This window comes from Vibrio litoralis DSM 17657, assembly GCF_000426765.1.
In the GTDB taxonomy this organism is placed as follows: Bacteria; Pseudomonadota; Gammaproteobacteria; order Enterobacterales; family Vibrionaceae; genus Vibrio; species Vibrio litoralis.
Window position 1 is genome coordinate 143,137 of sequence record NZ_AUFZ01000016.1, and the last position, 24,657, is coordinate 167,793.

Annotated in this window: 24 protein-coding genes and 3 pseudogenes; 21 read left to right on the top strand and 6 right to left on the bottom strand. The window is 42.6% G+C overall.

Annotation, left to right across the window (positions count from 1 at the left end):
* Positions 1-34: 34 nt before the first annotated feature.
* The 3 genes and pseudogenes from K358_RS0103925 to K358_RS18950 form a co-directional block, all read left to right on the top strand.
* Positions 35-1,966, top strand: a complete 1,932-nt coding sequence (locus tag K358_RS0103925) for a heparinase II/III domain-containing protein (protein WP_027695594.1) — start codon at positions 35-37, stop codon at positions 1,964-1,966.
* Between the two features lie 38 nt (positions 1,967-2,004).
* On the top strand, positions 2,005-2,904 hold the full coding sequence (locus K358_RS0103930) for an ROK family protein (protein ID WP_027695595.1): 900 nt from the start codon (positions 2,005-2,007) through the stop codon (positions 2,902-2,904).
* 7 nt (positions 2,905-2,911) lie between these two features.
* A pseudogene (locus K358_RS18950) lies at positions 2,912-3,190 on the top strand (type I restriction enzyme endonuclease domain-containing protein); the annotation flags it as partial.
* 59 nt (positions 3,191-3,249) lie between these two features.
* Here K358_RS18950 and K358_RS19370 read toward each other — a convergent pair.
* The 5 genes and pseudogenes from K358_RS19370 to K358_RS18955 form a co-directional block, all read right to left on the bottom strand.
* Entirely contained in the window at positions 3,250-3,717 is a 468-nt protein-coding gene (locus K358_RS19370; RefSeq protein WP_211232227.1) for an MFS transporter, read from the bottom strand.
* Positions 3,718-3,720: 3 nt separating this feature from the next.
* Positions 3,721-3,891 (bottom strand): MFS transporter, encoded by a 171-nt coding sequence (locus tag K358_RS19555; protein ID WP_211232228.1) that lies wholly within the window; start codon positions 3,889-3,891, stop codon positions 3,721-3,723.
* Positions 3,888-4,103: a hypothetical protein gene (locus K358_RS19380; protein ID WP_211232229.1), complete on the bottom strand. Its 216-nt coding sequence runs from the start codon at positions 4,101-4,103 to the stop codon at positions 3,888-3,890. Before K358_RS19380 ends, K358_RS19555 begins: the two co-directional genes overlap by 4 nt.
* A gap of 154 nt (positions 4,104-4,257) precedes the next feature.
* On the bottom strand, positions 4,258-4,401 hold the full coding sequence (locus K358_RS19420; RefSeq protein ID WP_244875222.1) for an alpha/beta hydrolase: 144 nt from the start codon (positions 4,399-4,401) through the stop codon (positions 4,258-4,260).
* 210 nt (positions 4,402-4,611) lie between these two features.
* Positions 4,612-4,996 (bottom strand): annotated as a pseudogene (locus tag K358_RS18955) (transposase); the annotation flags it as partial.
* Positions 4,997-5,208: 212 nt separating this feature from the next.
* Here K358_RS18955 and K358_RS0103950 point away from each other — a divergent pair.
* From K358_RS0103950 to K358_RS19425, 4 genes and pseudogenes are all read left to right on the top strand, one after another.
* Positions 5,209-6,432, top strand: a complete 1,224-nt coding sequence (locus tag K358_RS0103950; RefSeq protein ID WP_038149651.1) for a sensor histidine kinase — start codon at positions 5,209-5,211, stop codon at positions 6,430-6,432.
* An 11-nt stretch (positions 6,433-6,443) separates the two neighbouring features.
* On the top strand, positions 6,444-7,478 hold the full coding sequence (locus K358_RS0103955) for a helix-turn-helix domain-containing protein (RefSeq protein WP_027695599.1): 1,035 nt from the start codon (positions 6,444-6,446) through the stop codon (positions 7,476-7,478).
* A 150-nt stretch (positions 7,479-7,628) separates the two neighbouring features.
* Positions 7,629-8,774, top strand: coding sequence for a methionine adenosyltransferase (gene metK, locus K358_RS0103960; RefSeq protein ID WP_027695600.1), 1,146 nt, complete (start codon positions 7,629-7,631; stop codon positions 8,772-8,774).
* A gap of 173 nt (positions 8,775-8,947) precedes the next feature.
* Positions 8,948-9,217 (top strand): annotated as a pseudogene (locus K358_RS19425) (BMC domain-containing protein); the annotation flags it as partial.
* A 667-nt stretch (positions 9,218-9,884) separates the two neighbouring features.
* Here the strand turns inward: K358_RS19425 and K358_RS18035 are convergent.
* Positions 9,885-10,703, bottom strand: a complete 819-nt coding sequence (locus tag K358_RS18035; RefSeq protein WP_051241168.1) for an MIP/aquaporin family protein — start codon at positions 10,701-10,703, stop codon at positions 9,885-9,887.
* 311 nt (positions 10,704-11,014) lie between these two features.
* Here K358_RS18035 and K358_RS0103975 point away from each other — a divergent pair, with 311 nt between their 5' ends.
* From K358_RS0103975 to grpM, 14 genes are all read left to right on the top strand, one after another.
* Entirely contained in the window at positions 11,015-12,133 is a 1,119-nt protein-coding gene (locus K358_RS0103975) for a 1-propanol dehydrogenase PduQ (RefSeq protein WP_027695601.1), read from the top strand.
* Positions 12,134-12,257: 124 nt separating this feature from the next.
* A complete protein-coding gene (gene pduL, locus K358_RS0103980; RefSeq protein ID WP_027695602.1) occupies positions 12,258-12,947 on the top strand; it encodes a phosphate propanoyltransferase in 690 nt (229 codons plus the stop codon).
* Between the two features lie 3 nt (positions 12,948-12,950).
* On the top strand, positions 12,951-13,772 hold the full coding sequence (eutJ, locus tag K358_RS0103985) for an ethanolamine utilization protein EutJ (RefSeq protein ID WP_038149654.1): 822 nt from the start codon (positions 12,951-12,953) through the stop codon (positions 13,770-13,772).
* Entirely contained in the window at positions 13,765-14,475 is a 711-nt protein-coding gene (locus K358_RS0103990; RefSeq protein ID WP_027695604.1) for a hypothetical protein, read from the top strand. Before eutJ ends, K358_RS0103990 begins: the two co-directional genes overlap by 8 nt.
* 11 nt (positions 14,476-14,486) lie before the next feature.
* On the top strand, positions 14,487-14,750 hold the full coding sequence (locus K358_RS0103995; protein ID WP_027695605.1) for a EutN/CcmL family microcompartment protein: 264 nt from the start codon (positions 14,487-14,489) through the stop codon (positions 14,748-14,750).
* A gap of 22 nt (positions 14,751-14,772) precedes the next feature.
* Positions 14,773-15,195, top strand: a complete 423-nt coding sequence (locus K358_RS0104000; RefSeq protein ID WP_027695606.1) for a GlcG/HbpS family heme-binding protein — start codon at positions 14,773-14,775, stop codon at positions 15,193-15,195.
* Positions 15,196-15,262: 67 nt separating this feature from the next.
* A complete protein-coding gene (gene tdcD / locus K358_RS0104005) occupies positions 15,263-16,456 on the top strand; it encodes a propionate kinase (protein ID WP_027695607.1) in 1,194 nt (397 codons plus the stop codon).
* 73 nt (positions 16,457-16,529) lie between these two features.
* On the top strand, positions 16,530-17,897 hold the full coding sequence (locus K358_RS0104010) for a 4Fe-4S dicluster domain-containing protein (RefSeq protein WP_027695608.1): 1,368 nt from the start codon (positions 16,530-16,532) through the stop codon (positions 17,895-17,897).
* Entirely contained in the window at positions 17,897-18,445 is a 549-nt protein-coding gene (locus K358_RS0104015; RefSeq protein ID WP_027695609.1) for a BMC domain-containing protein, read from the top strand. Before K358_RS0104010 ends, K358_RS0104015 begins: the two co-directional genes overlap by 1 nt.
* A gap of 456 nt (positions 18,446-18,901) precedes the next feature.
* Positions 18,902-19,183 carry a propanediol utilization system shell hexameric protein GrpH gene (gene grpH, locus K358_RS0104020; RefSeq protein WP_014232056.1) on the top strand — a complete coding sequence of 94 codons (282 nt, stop codon included), beginning with the start codon at positions 18,902-18,904 and terminating at the stop codon, positions 19,181-19,183.
* Between the two features lie 21 nt (positions 19,184-19,204).
* Positions 19,205-20,002 (top strand): propanediol utilization microcompartment protein PduB, encoded by a 798-nt coding sequence (pduB, locus tag K358_RS0104025; RefSeq protein WP_027695610.1) that lies wholly within the window; start codon positions 19,205-19,207, stop codon positions 20,000-20,002.
* Positions 20,003-20,052: 50 nt separating this feature from the next.
* A complete protein-coding gene (locus K358_RS0104030; RefSeq protein ID WP_027695611.1) occupies positions 20,053-21,567 on the top strand; it encodes an aldehyde dehydrogenase family protein in 1,515 nt (504 codons plus the stop codon).
* Between the two features lie 41 nt (positions 21,568-21,608).
* Positions 21,609-21,908, top strand: a complete 300-nt coding sequence (locus K358_RS0104035; RefSeq protein WP_038149657.1) for a BMC domain-containing protein — start codon at positions 21,609-21,611, stop codon at positions 21,906-21,908.
* A 185-nt stretch (positions 21,909-22,093) separates the two neighbouring features.
* On the top strand, positions 22,094-24,634 hold the full coding sequence (grpM, locus tag K358_RS0104040; protein ID WP_027695613.1) for a glycyl radical diol dehydratase GrpM: 2,541 nt from the start codon (positions 22,094-22,096) through the stop codon (positions 24,632-24,634).
* Positions 24,635-24,657: the final 23 nt, after the last annotated feature.

A 24,657-nucleotide genomic window follows, 5' to 3' on the forward strand; every position in this document is an offset into this window, starting at 1 on the left:
TAATCTTATTATCTTTATAAATTTGGTATTTAATATGTTCACTAACTTGCTGAATGAGTTTGTCAGTGGTTGTCTCGATAGCGATCATTGGCAACCATTTCCGACTATTGATAAACGTGATGAATGGGAAAATATAGCTCTACCGTCCGGTTTGGATAATTGGCCGAAAGCGATTACGCGATTTGCTGATAAAGTTTTATTAAAAGAAATCGACCCGTTATCAGGAACAATGTACACCAATTTTATGGTGAATGGTGATCGTTCTGAATATGAAGAAAACTATTTCCGCCGCAGAGTTGAGTTATCGTATCTGGTTATCGCTGAATGTTTAACGAATGAGCGAAAATACTTACCAAGGATCATAGATTATATTTGGGAAATAATGGGTGAAATTTATTGGTGTGTGCCAGCACATAATTTTGCACACCATCATGAAATGATTCTATATAAAGATGTTAATCCTTGGAATGAAAATGACCCATTTCCCGTTCCTGATGATGAATATTTGGACTTATTCAATTGTGAAACGGCTGGTTTATTGGCGGAACTGAGTTACTTGCTCAAACCTGTATTGTTAAAACAATACCCCGCGTTATATCACTTAATTCATAAACAAATAGAAACTCGAGTATTAAGCAAACTTGAAAGCTCAAAGCTTTATGGCTGGTATAATGGTAAAAATAACTGGACAGTATGGTGTGCGCATAACTTGCTGTTAACCGCTTGTTATTTGGTTGAAGATAAACATCGTCTGGTCAGTATTGCGGATAAATTGTGCGTACTGGTATCTCGATTTGTTGATAATCTCAAAGAAAGTGGCAGTTGTATTGAGGGGCCCACCTATTGGAATGTGAGCGCTGGTCGTTTAGCAGCTTTCATCGCGTTACTGGAAGAACGTTTTCAGGTAGATCTGGAAGTAGAAAAGAACCTTAAGTTGCGTAATTTCGGAGAGCATATTCTTAAGTTACATATTGGTGGTAATAGCTATGTTAACTTTGCCGATGGTGCGTTGAAGGTGGGTCTTGACCATGGGTTATTGAGTAAATATTCGCAATTGATTAAGTCTGAACAGCTTGCAAACTTAGTGATTAAAGACTCACAACGAGCGGCTGCTAAATGCCTTCAGCAGTCTACTGAGCGTGATGGTCGTGATTATATGAGACAGTCATTAGTTCACCTTACTCGCCAACTATTTTGGACTCCACAAGTTGCTAGTTCAAGTACTTTAATTAGCGAGAAATCTGTATGGCTTGACGATATGCAAGTAATGGTGGCTCGTGACAATGTCGCTCCGGGAGTTGGGTTATGCATGAGCGCAATCGCAGGAAGCAATGACGAGTTAATTAACCACCATTCACATAATGATGTTGGGCACTTTAGTGTTTATTGTGATGGCGAGCCTATTATTCTCGATTTAGGTCAAGGTGAATATTCGCGTGAAACGTTTAGCGATACTCGTTATGACATGTGGCATATTAGCTCTGTTGGTCATAATGTCCCAGTGATTAATGGACGAGTTCAATTACATGGAGTGGGAGCCGATGCGACGGATGTTCAGTTTGCAAATAATGAAACACAAAGCACTTTAAGTTTCGATACTAGTGCTGTTTATGGCTATAAAAGCGATAGTGACAACATTCAAAAACATATCACTTTCGATCATGAAAAGCCTCAGGTTACAGTGGAAGAGTCGATAGTATTGTCCGAACCTCTAAGTTCTGTTGAATTCCCTCTGTACATTACGGTTCGCGATGTGATTCAAAAATCTAATAACACCGTGTTGTTGAAGATAGCTAATAAAACACTCGTCATTGAAGCGAATAATCTAGTCTATCAGGGGATAGAGAAAATAGAGTTAACAGACATTAAGCATAAAGAAGTCTGGGGTAGTGTTATCTATAAATTGCATTTCGTTGCGGATGATCTCACTAAAGCATCATTTGGATTTTCGATATCAACTAACTAAATAGTTTATTGAATACTGGATTTAAGGTGGACTGTGAGATGTATATTGGTTTAGACATTGGTGGAACCAAAATAGAAATATGTGTTTTGGATGAGAAAGGATTGGTGAGCTTAAAAAAACGAACGCCTACTCCAAAAAGTTACGTAGATTTTTTAACGACAGTGACTGATTTTATTTTATCGATCGAACAAGAAATCGGTTCCTCGTGCAAAGTTGGTATCGGCTTACCTGGAGCGATTAGCCCCGTTACTGGCTTGATTAAAAATGCTAATTGTACATTCTTGAATAGTCAAAATTTGCAGTTTGATTTAAGCAAGCTTCTATCTCGTCCAATAAACATTGCTAATGACGCGAATTGCTTCGCCCTATCCGAAGCTGTAGATGGTGCTGGTAAAGATGGAAGCGTTGTTTTTGGTGCAATTTTGGGAACAGGTTGCGGTGGAGGTATCGTCTTTAATAAAGCAGTATGGAGTGGGCCTAATGCTATTGCCGGTGAATGGGGGCATAATCCGTTGCCGGGATATAGTCCAGAAATGGATGGGGTATCTCGCCCATGTTATTGTGGGCGAAAAAATTGCATAGAACAGTTTATTTCTGGAACTGGTTTTGAGCTGACTTACAAGCTCATTACTGGCAAATATTTACCCGCTAATGAAATTGTTGCTTTGCTAAATGAAAGAGATGATAACGCTGCAAACGCCTATGGCAAGTTGATTGATCAAATGGCGAGATGTTTTTCTAGTGTCGTAAATTTACTTGACCCGGATATTATTGTTCTTGGTGGTGGTTTATCTAAAGTTGAGTCTATATATCGAGATCTGCCATTAGCAACGTCAAAGTATGTATTCACTGATTTCGCTGATCTCAAGTTTGTCAGGGCACAATTTGGTGATAGTAGCGGTATTCGAGGTGCTGCTTGGCTTTCGTTGGAGGGATAAGCATGATGATGAAATCGCTTTTTATCGCGCCTTGTTAGAAAACGAGTCATCCGTTCGTGAATTAGGTAATGAAAATTTACGTCAACTCGCCATTGAATTGACTCAACAATTACGTAAATCTGCGACGGTAGATTGGCAGAAACGGAAAAGCGTTCGAGATCGTATACGTAACCTTGAACGCTGATTATTACGCAAATAGAAATACCCATGAGATGTCGCTGAAGAAGCCATTAAGCTTGTGTTAGAGCAAACAGAAGTGTTAGTTGATGGTTGGTATGCGGCTTAAATTATTTGTAGAAAAAACACAAAGGCAAGGTGAATTCACCTTGCCTTTTTAGTTGACCACTACAATAACATTCTTTTGAGAAATGAGCTGATGATAAGTGTGCCAATAAGCCCTGAAAGCCCAACAGCCAATAATAGTAGAGACAATGTAGAGACGCTGGTTTGTGTCACCGTTTTAAGGAAAGGTCTCAAGTAAGTAAAGAGTGCAAACTGTCCCATAAAAAAAGCGCCACAGCCAGCCATACCAAGGGCAACAATACGGTTTTTTAATGTATTAAGAATATTACTAGGTCCCGGTGTAGTTGCCTCTGTTTTCATCACTGGTAAGGCTAACCATTGCCATATCAAGGTGATCAGTGCGGTAGGGATTATTGCTAGGAAAGCACCGCGCCACCCAACAATAGAATCTAAATAACAACCTAATGGTGCAGCAATGACGGTCGCTATCGCATTACCACCATTAAAGATGGCGAGTGCTTTGGGGACTTTTTCAGGTAGCACTAATCGAATGGCCATTGCCGCAGGCATAGATCAGAATCCACCAATGACTACGCCGATGAGTCCACGACCCAGCATATAAGCCATATAGTTAGGCGCTACAGCTATAATGGCTCCAGATATACCCATCAAAAAAGTGAGTGCTAATAGTAATTTTTTACGGTCAATGGTGCCGATAAAAGTAGGTAGTAATAAGCTGGTCAATACGGCAAAGTAACAGAGATTGCAATGCCTTGACCTGCCATGTCTTCGGTTATTTGTAAGGCGTTTGCAATTAATGTCAGCAAACTAACCGGCATAAACTCGGATGCAATAAGTGCCAATACACATAAAGACATAGCAAATACGCCACTCCAATGAGCTGTATTATCAGTCAGCTCAGAAGATGAGCCATCATAGGTCGTCGTTGATTTCATAAGTTCGTTTATTTTACCTTGGTTTTATAGAAGGGCCTATGTGCTTAAAACTGCACACATGACTTAAAAGTCGAATTCAGTTAATGAGTTAATAAGGGCAAAAGAATGATCTTATGCCCAGTTCACTATATAGCGATAAAATACTAACGATTGATTAAGCGAGATGTTGTTTGAAGAAGCTCGTGAGTTTATCAAATGGAATGACATCCATTTGATCATATAAATCAATATGGCTAGCACCGGGAATAATCATTAACTCTTTTGGCTCAGCTGCATTTTCATAGGCGGTCTTAGCCATATAAAGTGAGTGTGCTTTTTCACCATGAATAAACAGAGTAGGACGTGGTGAAATTTCTTTTATGTAAGTTAATATCGGCACCAACATAAGAGGTCGCATAAATAACAGAGAAGACGTTTGCCCGCTCTTCAGGTTTCAACCCGGTCACCATTGTGCCAATACTCCCAGTTAATACTAAGCCTTGAACGATTCCCGCAAATACACTTTTCACTCACCCTCGCCAAAGACTTTGAGGCCAGTTGAATCAATGGCTATATGGCGAATCGCCCCTCTAGATTTATTGCGATATTGTCTTCGATCGTTTACTGATACAGGTGTAATCAGGGGAAGTCACCGGAACATCCAATAAGTCAAAGATAGAGTCGATAAAGCCTTGGAGAGCACGTAATGGTAGAGAGAAGATGCCCTTAATCATCAAAGCAGTTTCAATAGCGGTATCAGAGTACTGAAAGCCTCTACCACGCTTGCCGTGATGGGTTTTACATCGCCATGCATCTACGGTTGAATCATCTATCCAGAACGTAACCGAGCCACGTTTGCACAAAGCCTTATTGTACTCCGCCCAGTTAGTTATCTGCTTTTTCGCTTTACCCAGTCACCTCCGTTCTAACCATCACAAAGGATCAGATCACAGGACTTGGAAAAGGTTCAACTGATTTAGGCAACAACGCCATAGAAAACTATAACGAATATCTCAAAACAGCTACCCAACACTAATGATACTTAACTTGATTGATCTGTGTCAGGTTACGAGTCAGTCGTAAATTTATAATTCCACAATGCCGTAAGTCACAATAGCTGAGAATTATGCAGTATACACTTGAAGAATATCTAGATATCAATCGCTTGCAAATATTGCAGAACAACTTCAGCCAGTCAATGGAGATTGCTTTGGTTGTGGTTGATTCTCACGGTGAGCCTGTCACCAAGCTAAGTGGATTTTGTGAATATTGTGCTCAATCGAGAAAAGATCCACAAAGAAAAGCGCAATGTTTTGAAAGTGATGATGCTGGTGGTCGTATTGCTATGAAAACCGGTAAGCCAGTGGTATATCGTTGTTACTGTGGTTTTGTTGAATGTGCGGTACCGATTATGGTTAATGGTCAGTATTTAGGTGCAATGATATCAGGTCAAGTCAAAGTCGAGGATAGTGCAAAAAGTAAAATCCCGTACATTCTTGAAGAGAATAGAATTTGGGAAGATAGTTCTGAACTCATTGCTTTATACGATAAAACTAAAAAAATGGATTATGAACGCTTTGTATCGACAGCAGACACCTTGTTCGATGTTGCGTCTTATCTGGTTGAGCAAGCTCACTCACGGCTTATTCAAAGCGAACTGCATAAAAAAGAATTAGAACTAAAAAATGAATTACAAAAAAGTATGGCAATGGAGAAGGCTTTAAATGAAGCTGAGTTTAAAGCGCTTTCTTATCAAGTTAATCCCCACTTTTTATTTAATGTTCTGAATACGATTGGTCGTCTGGCTTATTTAGAAGAAGCAGATAGAACCGAAAATATGCTGCATAACTTTTCTGATATGATGCGTTATTTATTGAGGAAAAGCACTCGTGGCGTTATTACTCTTGGGCACGAAATAACGTATGTCAAAAATTATATGTCTATCCAAGAGGTAAGGATGGGGGACCGATTTTCGTATACGTGCAATGTTCCTGAAAAATATTTTAATATTCCTTGTCCCTTTTTGATTCTTCAACCATTGGTAGAAAACTTTTTCAATTATGTTGTGGAACCAAGAGACATCATGAGCACTCTATCTATAGAAGCCTATGATGATGGGGAAGATTTATTCATTGAGTTACAAGACAACGGCGATGGTATCGCCGCAAGTAAAATCAAAGAAATAATTGCTGGTGAGCAAAACTCTAAAAGTGGATGCATTGGCATATACAATATAATCAATAGAACACAGCTTTTGTACGGAGATGAGTACAAACTGGAAATATCCAGCCCTAACAGGCCAATGCATGGAACAACAATAATGCTAAAAATCCCTATGAATAATAATTAAAGAGATATTGTATGTACAATATAGTGATTGTGGAAGATGAATTAATTGAAATGGAGTCTATCGAACGAATTGTTTTAACGTGCGTCGATAATGCTCTTATTCATAAAGCATCAACAGGAAGAAAAGCAATCCAATTAATAGATGATATTAAAAATATTGATTTGATGTTGGTTGATATTAATATCCCTTTGCCTAATGGGAAAGAAGTCATCGATTATCTAAGATCCAAAAATAATGAAGCGAAAGTGGTTGTCACCACCGCTAATGACGATTTTGACATGTTACGCAATATGTTCAACTTGCAGATTCAAGATTACTTATTAAAGCCAGTCAGACAAAAAGTTTTGAGCGAGACTATTAAAAAGACGCTTGAGTTTGATGAGGAGAAGAGCAAAGAATCCAAACAGTTAAAGGAAACAATAAACAACCTTTTTCTAGAGAAAAACTATGTACTTTGGAATGATTTTGTTTTAGAGACAATTAATGAATGTTACGTACAAACGAAAGCTGGTGAAGATGCAAGAGGTAGGGTAAAAAACTTCCTTGATACGCTAGGTTTCTTTCTTGATTCATTGAGCGAAGATTATTCCTCTATTTGCTCAAAACTACATGCACTATCTGAAGATGTTGGACGTTCAGGTTTAAAAGAAGATCTCTATTCACGCCTTATATTTTCGTTGTTTGACGTTGGTAATGTTATATTCACTCCGTTATTTAAAAAGCAGTCATCTAGTGTAGATTTTATCGCAAGAGCCAAGTTCCACATTGAAAAAAAAAGATTAAATAATATTACATTAGACGATATCGCCGAGAAAACATTTGTCAGTTCATGCTATTTAAGTCGGGCGTTTAAAAAGAGTGAAAATGTTGGGTTTTCAAACTATATAACTCAGAGAAAACTCATTGTAGCTTGCGCTTTGCTAAAGTTCAGTGATTTGAAAATCAATACGATATCTCTAGAACTTGCATGGAAAGATTCAAACTACTTTTGTCGAATCTTTAAAAAGGAAATTGGTGTATCTCCATCTGATTACAGAGAAATGTGATCAAAACTAAGAACTAAATCGTGTTGTACTATCTTGTTTCTGAAAAGAAAGGGATAACAAAATAGTCCACTATACTGGCAATAAAGTGTCTTTCCATGAACTATATGTCTATTTACCATAAGATATGGTTAAAGTATGAAAGTATAGATAATGGAAAGCTACTTATTTAGTTCAGAATCCGTTTCAGAAGGGCATCCAGATAAACTAGCCGATCAGGTATCTGATGCGATTCTAGACGCTTTTCTACTCCAAGATCCTTTTGCCAAAGTTGCTTGTGAATGCTTGATCAAGTCAGGTGTTGTTATCGTTGCAGGTGAGATAAATTCATTCGCTAAGGTAGATATTGAAGCGATTGTTCGAGCTACGATAAAGAGCTGCGGGTACAACAGTTCTACCGCTGGGTTCGATGGCAACAGCTGCGGGATTATCAACTTACTCGGGCTTCAATCGAGCAATATATCTGAAGGCATCCGAAGCTCTGATTTTTCTCTATTGGGCGCTGGTGATCAAGGTATCACCTTTGGTTATGCCTGTGATGAAACGACAGAATTAATGCCTGCTCCTATCAGTTATTCACACAAGTTAATGAAACGGCAAGCATTATTGCGTAAAGAAAGTGCGTTGCCTTTTTTACTCCCTGACGCGAAAGCGCAAATTACGCTTGAATATCACCAAAATACTATCCGGCAAGCCCGCACGATTTTAGTGTCAACTCAACACCTACCAAGCGTCTCTTTGAAAGATCTGCGTGAGGCAGTGATTGAAGACATTATTAAACCCGTTATTCCCGCATCCTGGATGACCTCAAAAACGCAATTTCTCGTCAATCCGGCTGGGGAGTTCCATATTGGCGGACCTACTGCAGATTGCGGGTTAACGGGCCGAAAAATCATCGTTGATACCTATGGCGGTGCGGCTTGTCATGGTGGCGGTGCGTTCTCGGGTAAAGACCCTTCAAAAGTCGATCGTTCTGCTGCTTATATGGCGAGGTATATCGCTAAGAACTTGGTTGCAGCGGGGTTGGTTAGAAAATGCGAAATCCAACTTGCATGGGCGATCGGTATTTCTGAACCAGTTTCGATGAAAATAAATACATATGGTACAGAAAAAGTACCAGTATCTCGTCTGTATCAACTCGTTGATGAACATTTCAATATTCGAGTATATGAAATGATCCAACAATTAAATTTGTTGGTTCCTCGTTATCGTCAAACTGCCTGTTATGGCCATTTTGGTCGGGATATTTTCCCTTGGGAAGATACGACAATATCAGAACGATTACGAAGTGAAGCATAAGTGGCTAGAGCGAGTTGCCTTGGCCCACAGCCTTTGCTAACGATTTTTGATTTAAAACTACTAGATCTTCAAGTCGTTGCCGCGACTGTGAATCAAGTCATTCTCGCTGAACCTAGCACCTTGAGGTTATTTGGGTATACATCTAATTCAATATTAAGGAGAAAGGTATGTCTATGTCTGGTCAAAGTTTAGGCTTAATAGAAACGGTGGGCTTAGCGGCCGCAATAGAGGCTGCGGATGCGGCAATTAAATCGGCAAATGTTGAATTGCTGGGTTATGAGTCTGCGAAAGGTAATGGTCTACACACGGTTAAACTTGTGGGGGATGTTGGTGCGGTAAATGCAGCTGTTGATGCAGGCGTTGCAGCAGCTTCTCGCATTGGTGAAGTCTATGCTTACAAGGTTCTAGCACGAACAGCTGAAGGTTTGGAGGCGGTTATTATTGCTGGACAGAATGCAGCACAAGAATCGAAACATCAAGAGACTAAGCAACATGAAACTAAGCAACAAGATGCTAAACAAGCTGACGTCTTACTACAAGACGCTGTAAAAGAAACACCAACAGCCGCAGTTGAAGAAGCAAAAGCAAAAGCAAAAGCGACAGCTGATGCCTCTCCAAAAGTGCAGCCTGGCAATGCATCGGCAAAATCAGCGCCAGCCAAAAAGGCAGCAGCCAAGCCAGCAACAAGTAATACAACAACGACAAAATCAACGGCGGCTAAAGCAGCGACGAGCTCGGCGGCAGCCACAACCAATAGTCGATCGAAATCAAATCGTCGTTCAGCGTCAAACTAGGATTGCGTTCACACTCTCTGCTGACCTTTCTGAATACACCTCAAACACATGGAACTTCTGTGTGATTGGGGTTTTTTTATAGGCCAAGTAGTTTAAGGTGATTTGGATATAAACACTATATTAGTGTGATTCTTCAAATAGTTGTTTATCGTTATTCTTTATGATTTCAAGAATACAGAGTACGAATTTCAGGGTAGGGTTAGTATTTGGTCGACCATATAAAAATAAATATGAGGTATGTTTTATTTATTGAAGAGAATGACGCCCTAGTGATAATGAGAAAATATTTTCTCACTAGAGCGTGTGAAAATAACGATTATTTTACTTCTTGAATTTCGTTCGAGGTCTCTATTTCTGGTTTACTCACGTATTTATCAATCAATAAACGATAACCAGCACCACCGATACATGCTCCGATCACGGGGGCAATAATTGGTACGATCATGTAAGGAATGTCTCTTGCACCCGTTAACGTCATTTCACCCCAGCCAGCGAAAAAAGTGAATAATCGTGGGCCAAAGTCACGCGCAGGGTTCATCGCGAAACCGGTTAACGGGGCGGCTGCTGCGCCAATAACGGCAACGAGAATACCAATTAGTAGCGGAGCTAGGCCACCTTTAGGTACGCCATTGCCATCGTCGGTGAGCGATAAAATCAAAGACATCAGTGTTGCTGTAAGAACAATTTCTACAATAACAGCATGAAAAACGGTGATTGAAGGGTGAGGGAAAGTGGTAAATATGCCAGCCAGTGCCAAGCTTTCCTGTGAACCTCTCACCATATTATGTGCGGCTTCGTAATCTGTGAATAAGCTTTGGTAAAGGACGTAACTGATAGTCGCACCAAAAAATGCGCCAGCGATTTGTGATAGCGCATAGGGTAGCACTTTTCTTTTTTCGAAGTTTGCGAATAAGCATAAACCTATCGTAACGGCTGGGTTCAAATGGGCACCAGACACCCCAGCGGTTAGGTAAACAGCCAGAGCAATACCTAAACCCCAAACAATGGCGATATCCCATAGCCCAAAGTTAGCACCAGCCAATATGTTCGCGCATAAGCAACTGGCTCCAAAGAATATAAATAGACCAGTTCCAAAGAACTCAGCAATGCACTGGCCTGCTAGTTTTTTATCCATAATAAAACCTTATTTATTGTTAATTAAAAATAGTAGGGAATTTATCGAAAGTTGTGTTTTATATTTCCACTTGTTCAGTATATCTAGCGGTAAGGAAAAATATTGTCTGATTTTTATTTATGCTATGAAAAAATTGTTCTCTATTTTTATCGAGTGTAAAAAATTCAAGTAGGGGGATGTTTTGTCCATTATTTACGTAGAACAACAAAATTTTACTAACTATAGGCAAGTTCTTATAAGTTTCGTTATATCGATTAGTGTTAAATTCAAATTAGTATTTTTAATTTTATCCAAAAGGAAGTGAGAATTTAATGGCTAGTCGATTTTTTTCTGTGCCGGATGTGTACTTCGGTACAAATGCTATCAGCTCTTTAGAGCGCTTAAATTCGAAAAAAGTCGCTATCGTGACAGATGCTTTTATGGTGTCTTCTGGTAAGACTCAATCGTTAATTAAAGCAATGCCTTATGCGACCGTTTCAGTTTTTGGTGATGTGAAGCCAGACCCGAACACGGCGGTTATTGTTGCGGGTGTACAGCAATTTAAATCATTTCAGCCGGATGTGATTATTGCTTTAGGTGGCGGTTCTTCGTTGGATGCCGCTAAGGGCATCAAAATTACGTTAGAGGATCTTTACCAAGGTCAAAAAATTGAATTGATCGCCATTCCTACCACTAGTGGTTCTGGCTCTGAAGTGACGTCGTATGCGGTTATTTCGGACGCCTCGAACGGCAAAAAGTACCCACTCGTCTCTGCTGATTTATTACCTGACGCTGCACTGTTAGACCCCGAGTTGGTATTAAGCGTTCCTCGAACGGTTGCTGTCGATACCGGTATGGACGTGTTAACGCATGCCATTGAAGCGGTGGCTTCCATAAATTCTAATGATTTTAGTGATGCGCTTGCAGAAAAAGCCATTCATTTAGTCGCCACCTATTTGCCGCAGGTAGTGGAAAACGAATCTGCGATTGAGCCTCGCGAGCATATGCATAACGCATCGTGTATGGCGGGCATGGCATTTAATTCATCTGGATTAGGTTTGGTTCACGGAATGGCGCATGCGTTGGGCGGCATATTGCACATATCCCATGGCAAAATTAACGCCATGCTTCTACCGCTAATTATTGATTTTAATGGCGAAAGCGGCAGCTTGGACATACTGAAGAAGTATCAAAAATGTGCCCGTTTAATGAAGATTGATGTTGACTCTCCTTCACAGGCGGTGCGAGAGCTATCGACGGCTATCCGTAATTTAAACAAGCAACAGCAGATCCCTGCATCCCTGACTGAATTTGGAAAGAAGCGTGAAGACGTTGAAGCTGCTAGACAGACAATTATTGAAGCCACGCTGGCGGATGGGTGCACCATAACCAACCCAAGAAAACCGACGGCCAGTGATATTGATATGCTGCTTACAAAAATCATTGGCTAATCTGGATCGTTTTGTCACGGCTATATTTTGTCGTCAAAAAAGTCCTAGTCAAAGGCAAACATTAAGACTTATTACAAATTATCGTAATAATCAGAAAGATTCTTCTAAGAATGGTAAAGCTATTATGGACACAATTAAGGAAAAGGCAGAACTCATTACGCAACAGATAATGAAAGAGTTATTTGGCCACTCCAATACTGCATCTACGAGCAACTATGTTGTTGCTGAATCAAATAATAAATTAGTCGTACCTATTGGTATCTCCAATCGACATGTGCACTTAAGCCGTGAAGATATGGACGCATTGTTTGGTGTTGGATCTGAATTGACGCGCTTTAAAGCCGTAAAACAGCCAGGCCAGTACGCCGCTGAAGAAGTGATTACGTTAAAAGGTCCTAAAGGTGAACTGCAAAAAGTTCGTGTTTTGGGGCCACTGCGCAGTGAAACACAAGTTGAGATTTCGATTGCTGACGGGTTTGCATTGGGCGTGAGAGCACCAGTCAGAATGTCAGGTGACTTAGAAAGCTCTCCGAGTATCGAACTTATTGGCCCTCGAGGAAAGGTGATTAAAGACCATGGTGTGATCGTGGCTTGGCGTCATATTCATATCTCACATCAAGATGCTGAATCCTTTGGTCTTAAAGACGGTATGGAAATCGATGTTGAAACTCAAGGCGACCGAGCAGGGATTCTACGCAATGTTGTGGTGCGAGTGAGTAACGACGCGGTGATGGAAATGCACATCGACGTTGAAGAGGCGAATGCATTTGGCCTTAAAAATAACGACAGCGTCACTCGTTATCAAGTGAGGTAAGCCATGTCAGATTCAACTTCATACAAGCGACTAAAAAAACTTGCCAAACTAGTACAAGATGAAAAGTGCCTGAAAAAGAAAGGGCCTTTTAAAGTTGGTGTGGATCTTGGTACGGCGAATATTGCCATTGTGGTTGTAGATAAAAACAACAACCCTGTAGCAGGTGCAAGTTACCCTTCGAAAGTGGTCAAAGATGGTATTGTGGTGGATTACATCACCGCGACTCAAGTTGTTTCCATGTTGAAGAAAAAAGTTGAAGAAGGGCTTGGCTGCACATTAGAGAAAGCCGCAACGGCCATCCCTCCAGGTGTTTCAGAAGGCAGCGTAAAAGTCATTGTTAATGTAGTTGAATCTGCTGGGTTTATTGTCACTGATGTGATTGATGAACCAGTTGCTGCTGCTTGCGCATTAAATTTACAAAGTGGAGCGGTCGTCGATGTCGGTGGTGGTACGACTGGTATGAGTATCTTGGATAAAGGTGATGTCACTTTTAGTGCCGATGAACCCACTGGCGGATCGCATATGACATTGGTGTTAGCTGGCGCAATGAATCTCGAATACGACCAAGCGGAGACGATGAAAAAAGACTCACAACATGAAAAACAAGTTTTCTCCGTTGTGCGTCCAGTCGTGGAAAAAATGGCCAGTTTAGTTTCGCTCTGGTTAAAAACCAATTCAGCGGAACAGTTATGGTTGGTGGGTGGTGCAACAAGCTTCAGCCAGTTTGCCGAAGTCTTTACCAAAGTGACTGGTGTTGAATCGCTTTCTGTACCTGATCCATTGCTTGTTACTCCGTTAGGCATCGCAATGAAAGCAAGTGAGTAACCTTGTTATGGAGACAAAAGACTTAATCGTCATGATCAGTCAGATCGTTGACGAAATCTTAGCTCGCAAACCGCAACGTTCAAAAGTGATTCGAGTCATTTTAACTGGTAACGAGCAGGAGTCATTACTCGATACACTGAGCTGCATTAAGGCGTTATATTGGTCCGGCTATGGTATTGCAGTGACGCTTTCTCATTCCGCCGAGAACTCGGTGATCAAATCGGTGTTTCTGCGCTGGCAGCAAGAGGGCGATATTGAATTTTCGATGGATTATTGCCTTCCTGATGAATTGTATGACGATTATTACGCTGTCTTTTTTCCTGCAATATCAACCAATAGCTTAAGCAAGTTGGCGTTGTGTATTCGTGACAATTTAGCCACCAGTTGGGCTTTTCACGCGTTGCTCAATCGAAAACCGATCACAGCGACACTCAATCATGAATATCAAACTGTGTTAGACAACGCGCCCGGCCCATTAACCGAACAAATTTCGACATATGTTAATAAGGTTGAAGACTATGGAGTCAGCTTTATCGGTAGACCCAAGGTATTACGTGTTGCTCTGAAATCACTGATTACGCTGGCTGACGTTAAATTACAGCCTGAAGCGCAGCCGTTGCTAATCGAAAAAAATACAATCATTACGCCGTCAGCTAAAGAGGAAATTGCCCGTCGACGTATCTTTGTTGAAAGAATCAATTAAGGGGAATTTATATGTATTTAGCCCAAGTAACCGGAGCGATTGTATCCACCACCAAGCATGAATCGCTTAATGGTAATAAGTTACTGGTGGTTACGCGTTTAGATCAACAACACCGCCCAACCAGTGAAACTGAAATTGCGATTGATTGTGTTGGCGCAGGCAATAGTGACATCGTTGTTGTGACAACCGGAAGTTCCGCTCGCAAAAGCAGTTCCCACTCCGACTCTGTTACGGATGCTGCAATCGTCGGCATTGTTGACTCGTTAGAATCGTAAACCCTCACATAAGGCGCTGAACATGAACGTAAAGGATAGTCCGGCTACCACTGTGAGTTTACAGGCGATTACCCAACTTGGTGATTTCGCCCGACAAGCAGCGGAAAAGGTGGGTATTGATATTGTTTTTAGCTTTGTCGATCACATCGGGGCAGAGCGTTATTTCTTTGTCATGGATAACGCACTACTGGTTAGCCATCAACTGGCTAGACAGAAGGCATGGACGGCGGTCGCGCTGAAAATGCCAACATTAGATTTGGCCGATAAGGTACTGCCTGGCCAAAGTCTCTATGGGTTACAAAATACGCCAAACGTGTGTTGTATTGGTGGAGGTCTACCAATATGGACAAACGGTCAGTTATTGGGTGCCGTTGGTATCAGTGGTGGAACGGTAGAACAAGATTGTGCCATCGCACAGGCGGCGATTTCACTGTTCACCCGCTAATGCCCAGAAAACAACATTATTTTTAACTCCCCATTTTATTCAATATTCATTCTCTTTTGAGGTCATCATGTCATCAGAAACTCGTGTTTTAGTTATTAACTGTGGTTCATCTTCTATGAAGTTTTCTGTTTTACCAACCGGGAAAGATGAGCCAGTTTTATCGGGTGTGGCAGAGAAGTTAGGACTATCAGACGCTTTTATTTCACTAAAAGATTCGCAAGGAAACAAATCTGTTTTCGAACTAACACAAGGCACACATTCAGCGGCATTAGAAAAACTGTTCGCAACCATGTCTAGTTTACAATTGATGGACTCTTTATGTGCGATAGGTCATCGCGTTGCCCACGGCGGCAGTGAGTTCAGTGATTCGGTGCTGGTGACTGACGAAATCATTGAGAAAATAGAACAGTTGTCTGAACTCGCTCCTCTGCACAATCCTGCAAACCTTATCGGCATTAAAACCGCGATGACACTGTTGCCAAATATTCCGAATGTCGCGGTATTTGATACTGCGTTCCATCAAACCATGTCGGAAGAAGCCTATACCTATGCCATCCCTCTAGAGTTACGTGATGAACATAAAGTACGACGTTATGGCTTTCACGGCACGTCACATCGATTTATCGCGTTAGAAACGGTGAAACGCTTAAGCCTGGATAAGAATAACCACGGCATCATCGTGGCACACCTTGGTAATGGTTCGTCTGTTTGCGCAGTGAAAGACGGAATAAGTGTGGATACATCGATGGGGATGACTCCGCTTGAAGGTCTGGTGATGGGGACGCGTTGTGGTGATTTGGACTTCGGCGCCGCGGTGTATATCGCCAATAGTACGCAACAATCGCTGGATTCTGTTTACAGGATGAGTAACAGCCAGTCAGGTTTACTTGGTGTGTCTGGACTTTCAAGCGATTGCCGCGAACTAGAGCAGGCGCGGGCTCAAGGTAATCAACGTGCGGCACTTGCCATAGAGGTGTTAGTGCACCGTTTAGCACGTCATATTGGCGGCCATCTCGCTTCGTTAGATCGTATCGATGCATTGGTATTTACCGGTGGCATTGGTGAAAACTCGGTGTTAATTCGAGAGCTCACCGTACAAAAATTGGCGGTGTTTGGTTTCAAACTCGATAAAGAGAAAAATGCCGCGACGACGAGAGGTGAATGGGGCGTTGTTTCCACAGTAAACTCGCCGGCGATTGTGGTGTTACCAACTAATGAAGAAAAGATGATTGCACAAGATGCAGCCGAACTAGCCCAATAATTGCCAAATCTACAAACGATTAGGCATTCCGGGTTAGACATTTTCTAGAACAACAGGCCCTAGAGGCAATATTATGAAAAATCAACAAAGTATTATTGATTCGCATCTTACTCAATTGGATAAGAATACCATTGTTGAAAGAGTTAAACATGCTGCTGTGGTTGGTGCTGGTGGCGCTGGTTTCCCGACTTACGTAAAGCTTCAATCTGAGGCTGAAACCTTTTTGGTTAACGCAGCGGAATGCGAACCGATGCTTAAAGTCGATCAGCAACTGATGGCGGAGAAGGCAGCGGAACTCATCCGTGGTCTAACGTATGCGATGAAAGCTACTGGAGCGAAAGAAGGGGTTATCGCACTAAAAGCCAAATATCAAAAAGCGATTGATGCCTTAACGCCGTTACTGGCTTCCAACATGCGCATTCATATATTGCGAGATGTGTATCCAGCAGGCGATGAAGTCATCACCATTTGGATGGCAACGGGCCGTCGTGTGGCGCCGGCACAATTACCAATAACCGTTGGCGTGATTGTGAATAACGTTCAAACCCTGATTAATGTGTGTCATGCCGTTGAGCTTGAGCAGGGGGTTTTTGAGCGTACCTTAACCATCAATGGTTGCGTCAATACGCCAATGACCATCACGGTTCCTCTCGGTGTTACATTCCAGGAACTACTTGATTATACTGGTGGCGTTACCGTGGATGAATTTGCCGTGATTAACGGTGGACCAATGATGGGCGCATTAGTTGAAGATTTGAATCAGTGTGTGACCAAAACGACAGGCGCATTATTGGTGTTACCACGCGAGCACATTTTAATTCAGCGCCGTCTGAAAACTGATCAGCAGATTCTTAACATGGCGAAAACAGTTTGTGAGCAGTGCTCACTGTGTACTGAATTGTGCCCGCGTCATTTAATTGGTCATCAGCTCGCACCAAACCAGGTGATCCGGGCCACTAACTACAAAAATTTAGCTAAGCCATCAACTTTCTTATCCGCATTAACGTGTTCAGAGTGCAGCTTATGTGAGAGCTATGCTTGTCCTGTCAATATTTCTCCCATGCGTGTGAACAAAATATTGAAGAAGCAACTACGAACACAAGGCGCACAATATAGTGGTGACCTGAGAGATGCTGACCCAATGGCAGAATACCGCTTGGTCCCAACGTCACGTTTGGTTTCTCGTCTTAATTTAACGCCGTACTATCAAGAAGCGCCAATGCAACCGTTTGATTTACCATATCAGCAAGTCAAAGTTGCCATAAGTCAGCACATTGGTGCGCCGGGTGAGCCGATAGTGCAAGTCGGCGATAAAGTAGAAGTAGGGCAAAAGTTAGTCGAAGCAAAAGCAAATGCGTTGAGTTTAGGTGTGCACGCAAGTTGTAGCGGCACGGTGAGTTCCGTTGACTCTCAATATATTACTATTCACAGAGGTAGATAATGAAAGATACCATTGGCTTGCTTGAATTAAGCAGTATTGCAAAAGGCGTCGAAGTCACCGATAGCATGTTGAAAAGCGCCAGCGTGGAAGTGCTGAGTTCAAAAACGATTTGCCCAGGTAAATATATTGTCATGATTACTGGTGATGTCGCAGCAGTAAAACAAGCCGTAGAACACGGTGAAATGATAGCCGGGCACTTAAAGGTCGATAGCATTATTTTGCCTAAGATTGATTCCAGTATCCTACCTGCGATCTCTGGTGTTACGCCTGTAGAAACCAGAGGTTCGGTTGGAGTGGTTGAAACCTTTAGTGTAGCGGCCTGCATCGAGGCGGTTGACGCAGCAATGAAAGCCGCAAACGTGACTTTAGTTCGTGTCCACATGGCATTTGGTATCGGTGGTAAGTGTTATTTTGTCGTCAATGGCGATATTGGTGACGTCAACAACGCGGTCAACGTCGGCTGTAAAAGTGCGGGCGAAAAAGGTCTGCTGGTTCATAGTATGGTGGTAGCAAAGCCGCATCCTGATATGTGGCAGCATCTTATTTAACCTGAAATCAGGCGATTTTTACGTATTCTGTACCTTCAATGACATAGCAATTATGCCATTGAAATCCCGCTGATATTTTCCGTTCTCATAAATGATGAACGCTCGACAGGACAAATTTGTCCTTCGTGATAACTTTATATCTAATCCATTCATTCTTGCCTCAATAAGCCGCGAGGACTGGCTTAACCCTATATTTTCTCTCTTATCTTCCTTTTAAGCCCTCGGTACACCAAGGTGCCCTGGAGCGCTTTCTACCTACTTGAAATTTAGTGTGATTTAGATCGCTGTAAATTCTTGTTTGCCACAAATTTTGTCAGCAAAAGAATCCTCACTCGGGGCAAAACATTTTGTCCCCAGGCTTTTATTATGAAATGGCTTAATGAATAAGGCAGAGCCTACAACCTCTCGTAGGGCTATTTTGCCAGAAAAGTAATCATTTAAATTATCGAGGTATTTATGCAACAAGAAGCTCTAGGTATGGTTGAAACAAAAGGTTTGGTTTCTGCAATTGAAGCAGCGGACACCATGGTTAAATCTGCAAACGTAACACTTGTTGGCTACGAAAAAATCGGCTCTGGCCTAATCACAGTAATGGTTCGTGGTGATGTTGGTGCTGTAAAAGCGGCAACGGATGCGGGCTCTTCTGCTGCTAGCAAAGTTGGTGAACTTGTTTCTGTACACGTTATTCCTCGCCCTCACACTGAAGTCGAAAAAATCTTGCCAAAAACAGTTCAGTAATAGAACAGAAGGAAATTGACGATGAAAGATAATTTTGTTGAACAGATTATTTCTGAGGTCATGAATAAACAACAGCCAGCACAACAACAAGCTGCTCCTGCGACGCCTACTGTGGACTTTTCTAGCTGTGGTCTGACTGAGTTTGTTGGTACGACTGACCTTGGTCGCACTATTGGCCTTGTTGTAGCGAGTGTTGATAGCCAGTTGCATGAAGTGATGAACATCGACAAAAAGTACCGCTCAATTGGCATTGTGGGTGCTCGTAACGGTGCAGGTCCACACATCTTTGCTGCCGATGAAGCAGTAAAAGCCACCAACAGTGAAGTGGTTGCGGTTGAGCTTGCTCGTGATACAGAAGGTGGCGGTGGTCATGGCTGTCTAATCATCTTTGGTGCGGATGATGTCTCTGATGTACGTCGCGCAGTGGAAGTGACGCTATCTGAAATCAATCGTACGTTTGGTGACGTGTACGGCAACGTAGCGGGTCATTTAGAGTTCCAATACACGGCTCGCGCAAGCTCTGCCCTAAACAAAGCATTTGGTGCACCAATTGGTAAATCATTTGGTATGACTTGTGCGTCTCCAGCGGCCATCGGTGTGGTTATTGCTGATGCTGCGGCAAAATCTGCTGTGATTGATCCGGTTGGTTATTCAACGCCAGCAAAAGGTACATGCTTCAGTAATGAAGTGATCTTTACCTTTGCTGGTGATTCTGGCGCGGTTCGCCAGGCTGTACTAACTGCGCGTGATGTTGGGCTTCAACTCTTGGGAACGATGGATTCAGCTCCTCTTAAGTCAAGCACAACCTCATACATCTAAATTTCGCAATGTGATTGAAATTTAATGGGATGCTGTAAGGAGTATCAAGAATGAATGAACAAGACATTGCTCAAGCAGTCGAAAAAGTCTTGAGCAAATACACCAATGCGACAGCATCGAACGCACAACCTGTCGCATCAAATGCAGATACAAACTTAGAGAGCATTGTTTCTCAAATATTAAAGGAGACACAGGCGCAACCTCAAAGCGTGCCTAGCCAAGACACTGTGCGTGGCTCGGCAGAATACTTAGGTTGTTTTACGTCGATGGAAGAGGCGATCAGTGCTGCTTCACAGGCTCAAGTCCAATACCGTCACTGTACCATGGGCGACCGCGCTGCGTTTGTAAAAGGTATTCGAGATGTTTTCACGCAAGACGATGTGCTTGAAAAAATTTCTCGTATGTCGGTTGAAGAAACGGGCATGGGTAACTTTGAAGACAAGTTGACCAAAAACCGCATCGCAGCAACGAAAACGCCAGGTACAGAAGACCTCGTGACGTCAGCACTTAGTGGCGATTCAGGCTTATCTCTGACAGAGTTTTCTGCGTACGGTGTGATTGGCTCAATCACACCGACGACTAACCCAACGGAAACCATTATTAACAACAGTATTGGTATGCTGGCGGCAGGGAATACGGTGGTGTATAGCCCACACCCGCGTTCGCGCAATGTCTCACTGGTTGCGGTTGATTTGATCAACAGAAAACTGGCTGAACTGGGCGCGCCTGCAAACTTGGTCGTGACGGTATTGGAGCCTTCGATTGATAACACCAATGCAATGATGAAGGACCCTCGAGTGAATATGCTCGTCGCAACGGGTGGTCCATCGATTGTGAAAACAGTGATGTCAACTGGCAAAAAAGCGATTGGTGCTGGTGCTGGTAACCCTCCTGCTGTGGTTGATGAAACAGCAAATATTGAGAAAGCTGCAAAAGACATCATCAATGGTTGTGCGTTCGACAATAACTTGCCGTGTATCGCTGAGAAAGAAGTCATTGTTGTCAATGAAGTCGCGGATTACTTGATTCATTGCATGAAGAAAAGTGGCGCGTATTTATTGTGTGACAGACAGAAGATTCAACAACTTCAATCACTGGTTCTAAATGAAAAGGGTACTGGCCCGAATATCGCTTTTGTTGGTAAAGGCGCTCGTTACATCCTTGAAAAATTAGATATCCAGGTTGGCGATGACGTTAAAGTCATTTTGCTTGAAACAGAAAGAAATCACCCATTTGTTATTCATGAACTGATGATGCCGCTCCTACCGGTTGTCCGCGTTGAAAACGTGGATGAAGCGATAGACTTGGCAATTAAGGTTGAACATGGCAACCGTCATACTGCAATCATGCACTCAACCAATGTTGAAAAACTGACCAAAATGGCCCGTTTAATTCAAACCACAATTTTTGTGAAAAACGGCCCATCGTACTCAGGAATTGGTGTGGGTGGTGAAGGTCATACAACATTCACTATCGCTGGGCCAACGGGCGAAGGCATTACCTCTGCACGCTCTTTTGCTCGTCACCGTCGATGTGTCATGGTCGAAGCATTAAATATTCGATAACTGTTTGAATATTAATGTAGTTAAGGGATAGGCATAGAACTATGAAAAAACGCATAATTAACGCACCAAGTCCAGACACTCTTACGATGTTTAAACGCCGTGTACCCTCGGAATTTCGTCAGCGCTTGGGTTTGATCCGCATAGATGCGATTGGAATAGCAATGTTGCCCATCCCTGACCTTTACTTCTGTGCCGATTTAGCAAGCAAGTGTGCAGATGTGGCGGTAACAGAGATTACTGGCTCTTGTCCACAGCATGTCACAGCGCTCGCCATCTTTGGGGAAGTCTCGGCTGTGAATGAAGCGATGCGCACTATTGAAGATGACTTAAACGGTTTTTAATTAATTAGCGATAGAGAACGCATGTGGCGTACCTGCATGAAGTGCACATCCTTCAATATTGCGCAATTTTACTCATTGACTAGGCATTCGCATTATTTATCGAAATACAGCAACTGCCGTGGAACAAAATAACTAAGGTCTGATCTTGCGATCATACTGATTAATAATTACGGAGTAACATCACTATGTTAGAGAAAGGTTTTTCTAATCCAACTGACCGCGTTTTACGACTAAAAAAAATGATCATTGACGCTAAACCTTACGTCGAGTCTGAGCGTGCTGTTTTAGCCACGGAAGCTTATAAACAAAACGAGCATCTACCAGCGGTCATGCGCAGAGCAAGAGTTGTTGAAAAGATTTATACCGAGCTACCAGTGACGATTCGTAAAGATGAATTGATTGTCGGTGCGGTGACGATTAACCCACGTTCAACTGAAATTTGTCCAGAGTTCTCTTTCGACTGGGTAGAAAAAGAATTTGAAACAATGGAGCACCGCGTAGCGGACCCATTCATTATTGAGAAAAAAACTGCACAAGAATTGCACGAAGCATTTAAATACTGGCCAGGTAAAACCACCAGTGAATTAGCGGCGTCATATATGTCTCAAGAGACCCACGATTCTATGAATGCGGGTGTATTCAGTGTAGGTAACTACTTCTACGGTGGCGTTGGCCACGTCTGTGTTGATTACGGAAAAGTATTGCGGATTGGTTTCCGTGGCGTGATTGAGCAAGTCAAAGCCGCGTTGGCAAAACTTGACCGTGCAGAACCAGATTTCGTTAAAAAAGAGCAGTTCTACAATGCAATTATCATCAGCTATGAAGCGGCGATTGTCTATGCGCACCGTTACTCTGATGAAGCGGATCGTCTAGCGCAAACTGAAACGGACCCTCAACGTAAACGTGAACTTGAACAAATCAGTCAGAATTGTCGCCGTGTTCCTGAGAACGGTGCAACCACTTTCTGGGAAGCATGTCAGACATTCTGGTTCCTACAAAGCATGCTGCAAATTGAGTCAAGTGGTCACTCGATCTCACCAGGACGTTTTGACCAATACATGTACCCATTCTTGGCAGCAGATAAATCCATCGACCCTGTATTCGCTCAAGAGTTGGTTGACTGCTGTTGGATCAAACTAAACGACATCAATAAAACGCGTGATGAAATATCCGCTCAGGCGTTTGCCGGCTACGCTGTGTTCCAAAACCTATGTGTTGGTGGTCAGACGCCAGACGGTAAAGACGCAACCAACCCATTAAGCTACATGTGTATGGAAGCGACGGCACACGTTCAATTACCAGCGCCTTCGTTTTCTATTCGTGTGTGGCAAGGTACGCCAGATGAGTTCTTGTTCCGTGCCTGTGAAGTGGTTCGCCTAGGTCTTGGTGTTCCGGCAATGTACAACGATGAAGTTATCATTCCATCACTACAAAACCGAGGCGTTTCATTGGCGGATGCTCGTGACTACTGCATCATTGGTTGTGTAGAACCACAAGCACCACACCGTACTGAAGGTTGGCACGATGCTGCATTCTTCAACGTCGCAAAAGTATTGGAAATCACACTAAACAGTGGTCGTGCTAATAACAAACAAATTGGCCCTATGACCAAAGATATGACTCAATTTACTGATACTGAAGACTTCTTTGATGCATTCACAGCGCAAATTGCCCATTTCGTTCGCCAATTGGTTGAAGCGTGTAATAGTGTTGATATCGCACATGCTGAGCGCTGTCCGCTGCCATTCCTGTCTGCATTGGTTGATGACTGTATTGGTCGTGGTAAGTCTTTGCAAGACGGCGGTGCGATTTACAACTACACAGGCCCGCAAGCATTTGGTATCGCTGATACGGGCGACTCTGTTTATGCAATGCAAAAACAAGTGTTCGAAGATCGTAAACTGACAATGACTGAGCTAAAAGGCGCGCTAGATGCGAACTTTGGCTACGCTGCAGCTCCTGCTGCTAGCCGCATCTCTTTAGATGAAAAAGATGTCTACAACGTGGTTCAACGTCTGATTGCGGAAAACGGATCTCTAAGCCCAGAAGCCATTAAAGAAGAAGTGTTCCGTCAGCTCTCAAGCGCACAAACACAAGCGACGCCAGCGGTAGGCAGCATTTCTCGACATGAAGAAATCCGTCTTATCCTGGAAAGCTCACCAAGCTTTGGTAACGATATTGATGACGTGGACTACGTGGCTCGCCGTTGTGCATCCATCTACTGCGAAGAAGTCGAGAAGTACACCAATACGCGTGGTGGTCAGTTCCAAGCGGGTATCTACCCAGTATCAGCTAACGTTCTGTTCGGTAAAGGTGTCTCTGCATTACCAGATGGCCGTTTAGCTGGTAAGCCTTTGTCTGATGGTGTGTCACCTCGTCAAGGTAAAGACGTTTCTGGCCCAACTGCTGCTGCGAACTCTGTGGCGAAACTTGACCATTTCATTGCTTCGAACGGGACACTGTACAACCAAAAATTCCTACCTTCTTCACTGGCTGGAGAGAAAGGACTACGCAACTTTAGCGGCTTGGTAAGAAACTATTTTGACCGTAAAGGTATGCACGTACAGTTCAACGTTATCGACCGTGAACGTCTACTTGATGCTCAGAAGAATCCACACCTATACCAGGACTTAGTGGTTCGTGTTGCGGGTTACAGTGCTCAGTTTGTTGTATTAGCGAAAGAGGTTCAGGACGACATCATTAGCCGTACAGAACAGCAATTATAATTTCTAAAAATAATAAATAGGCC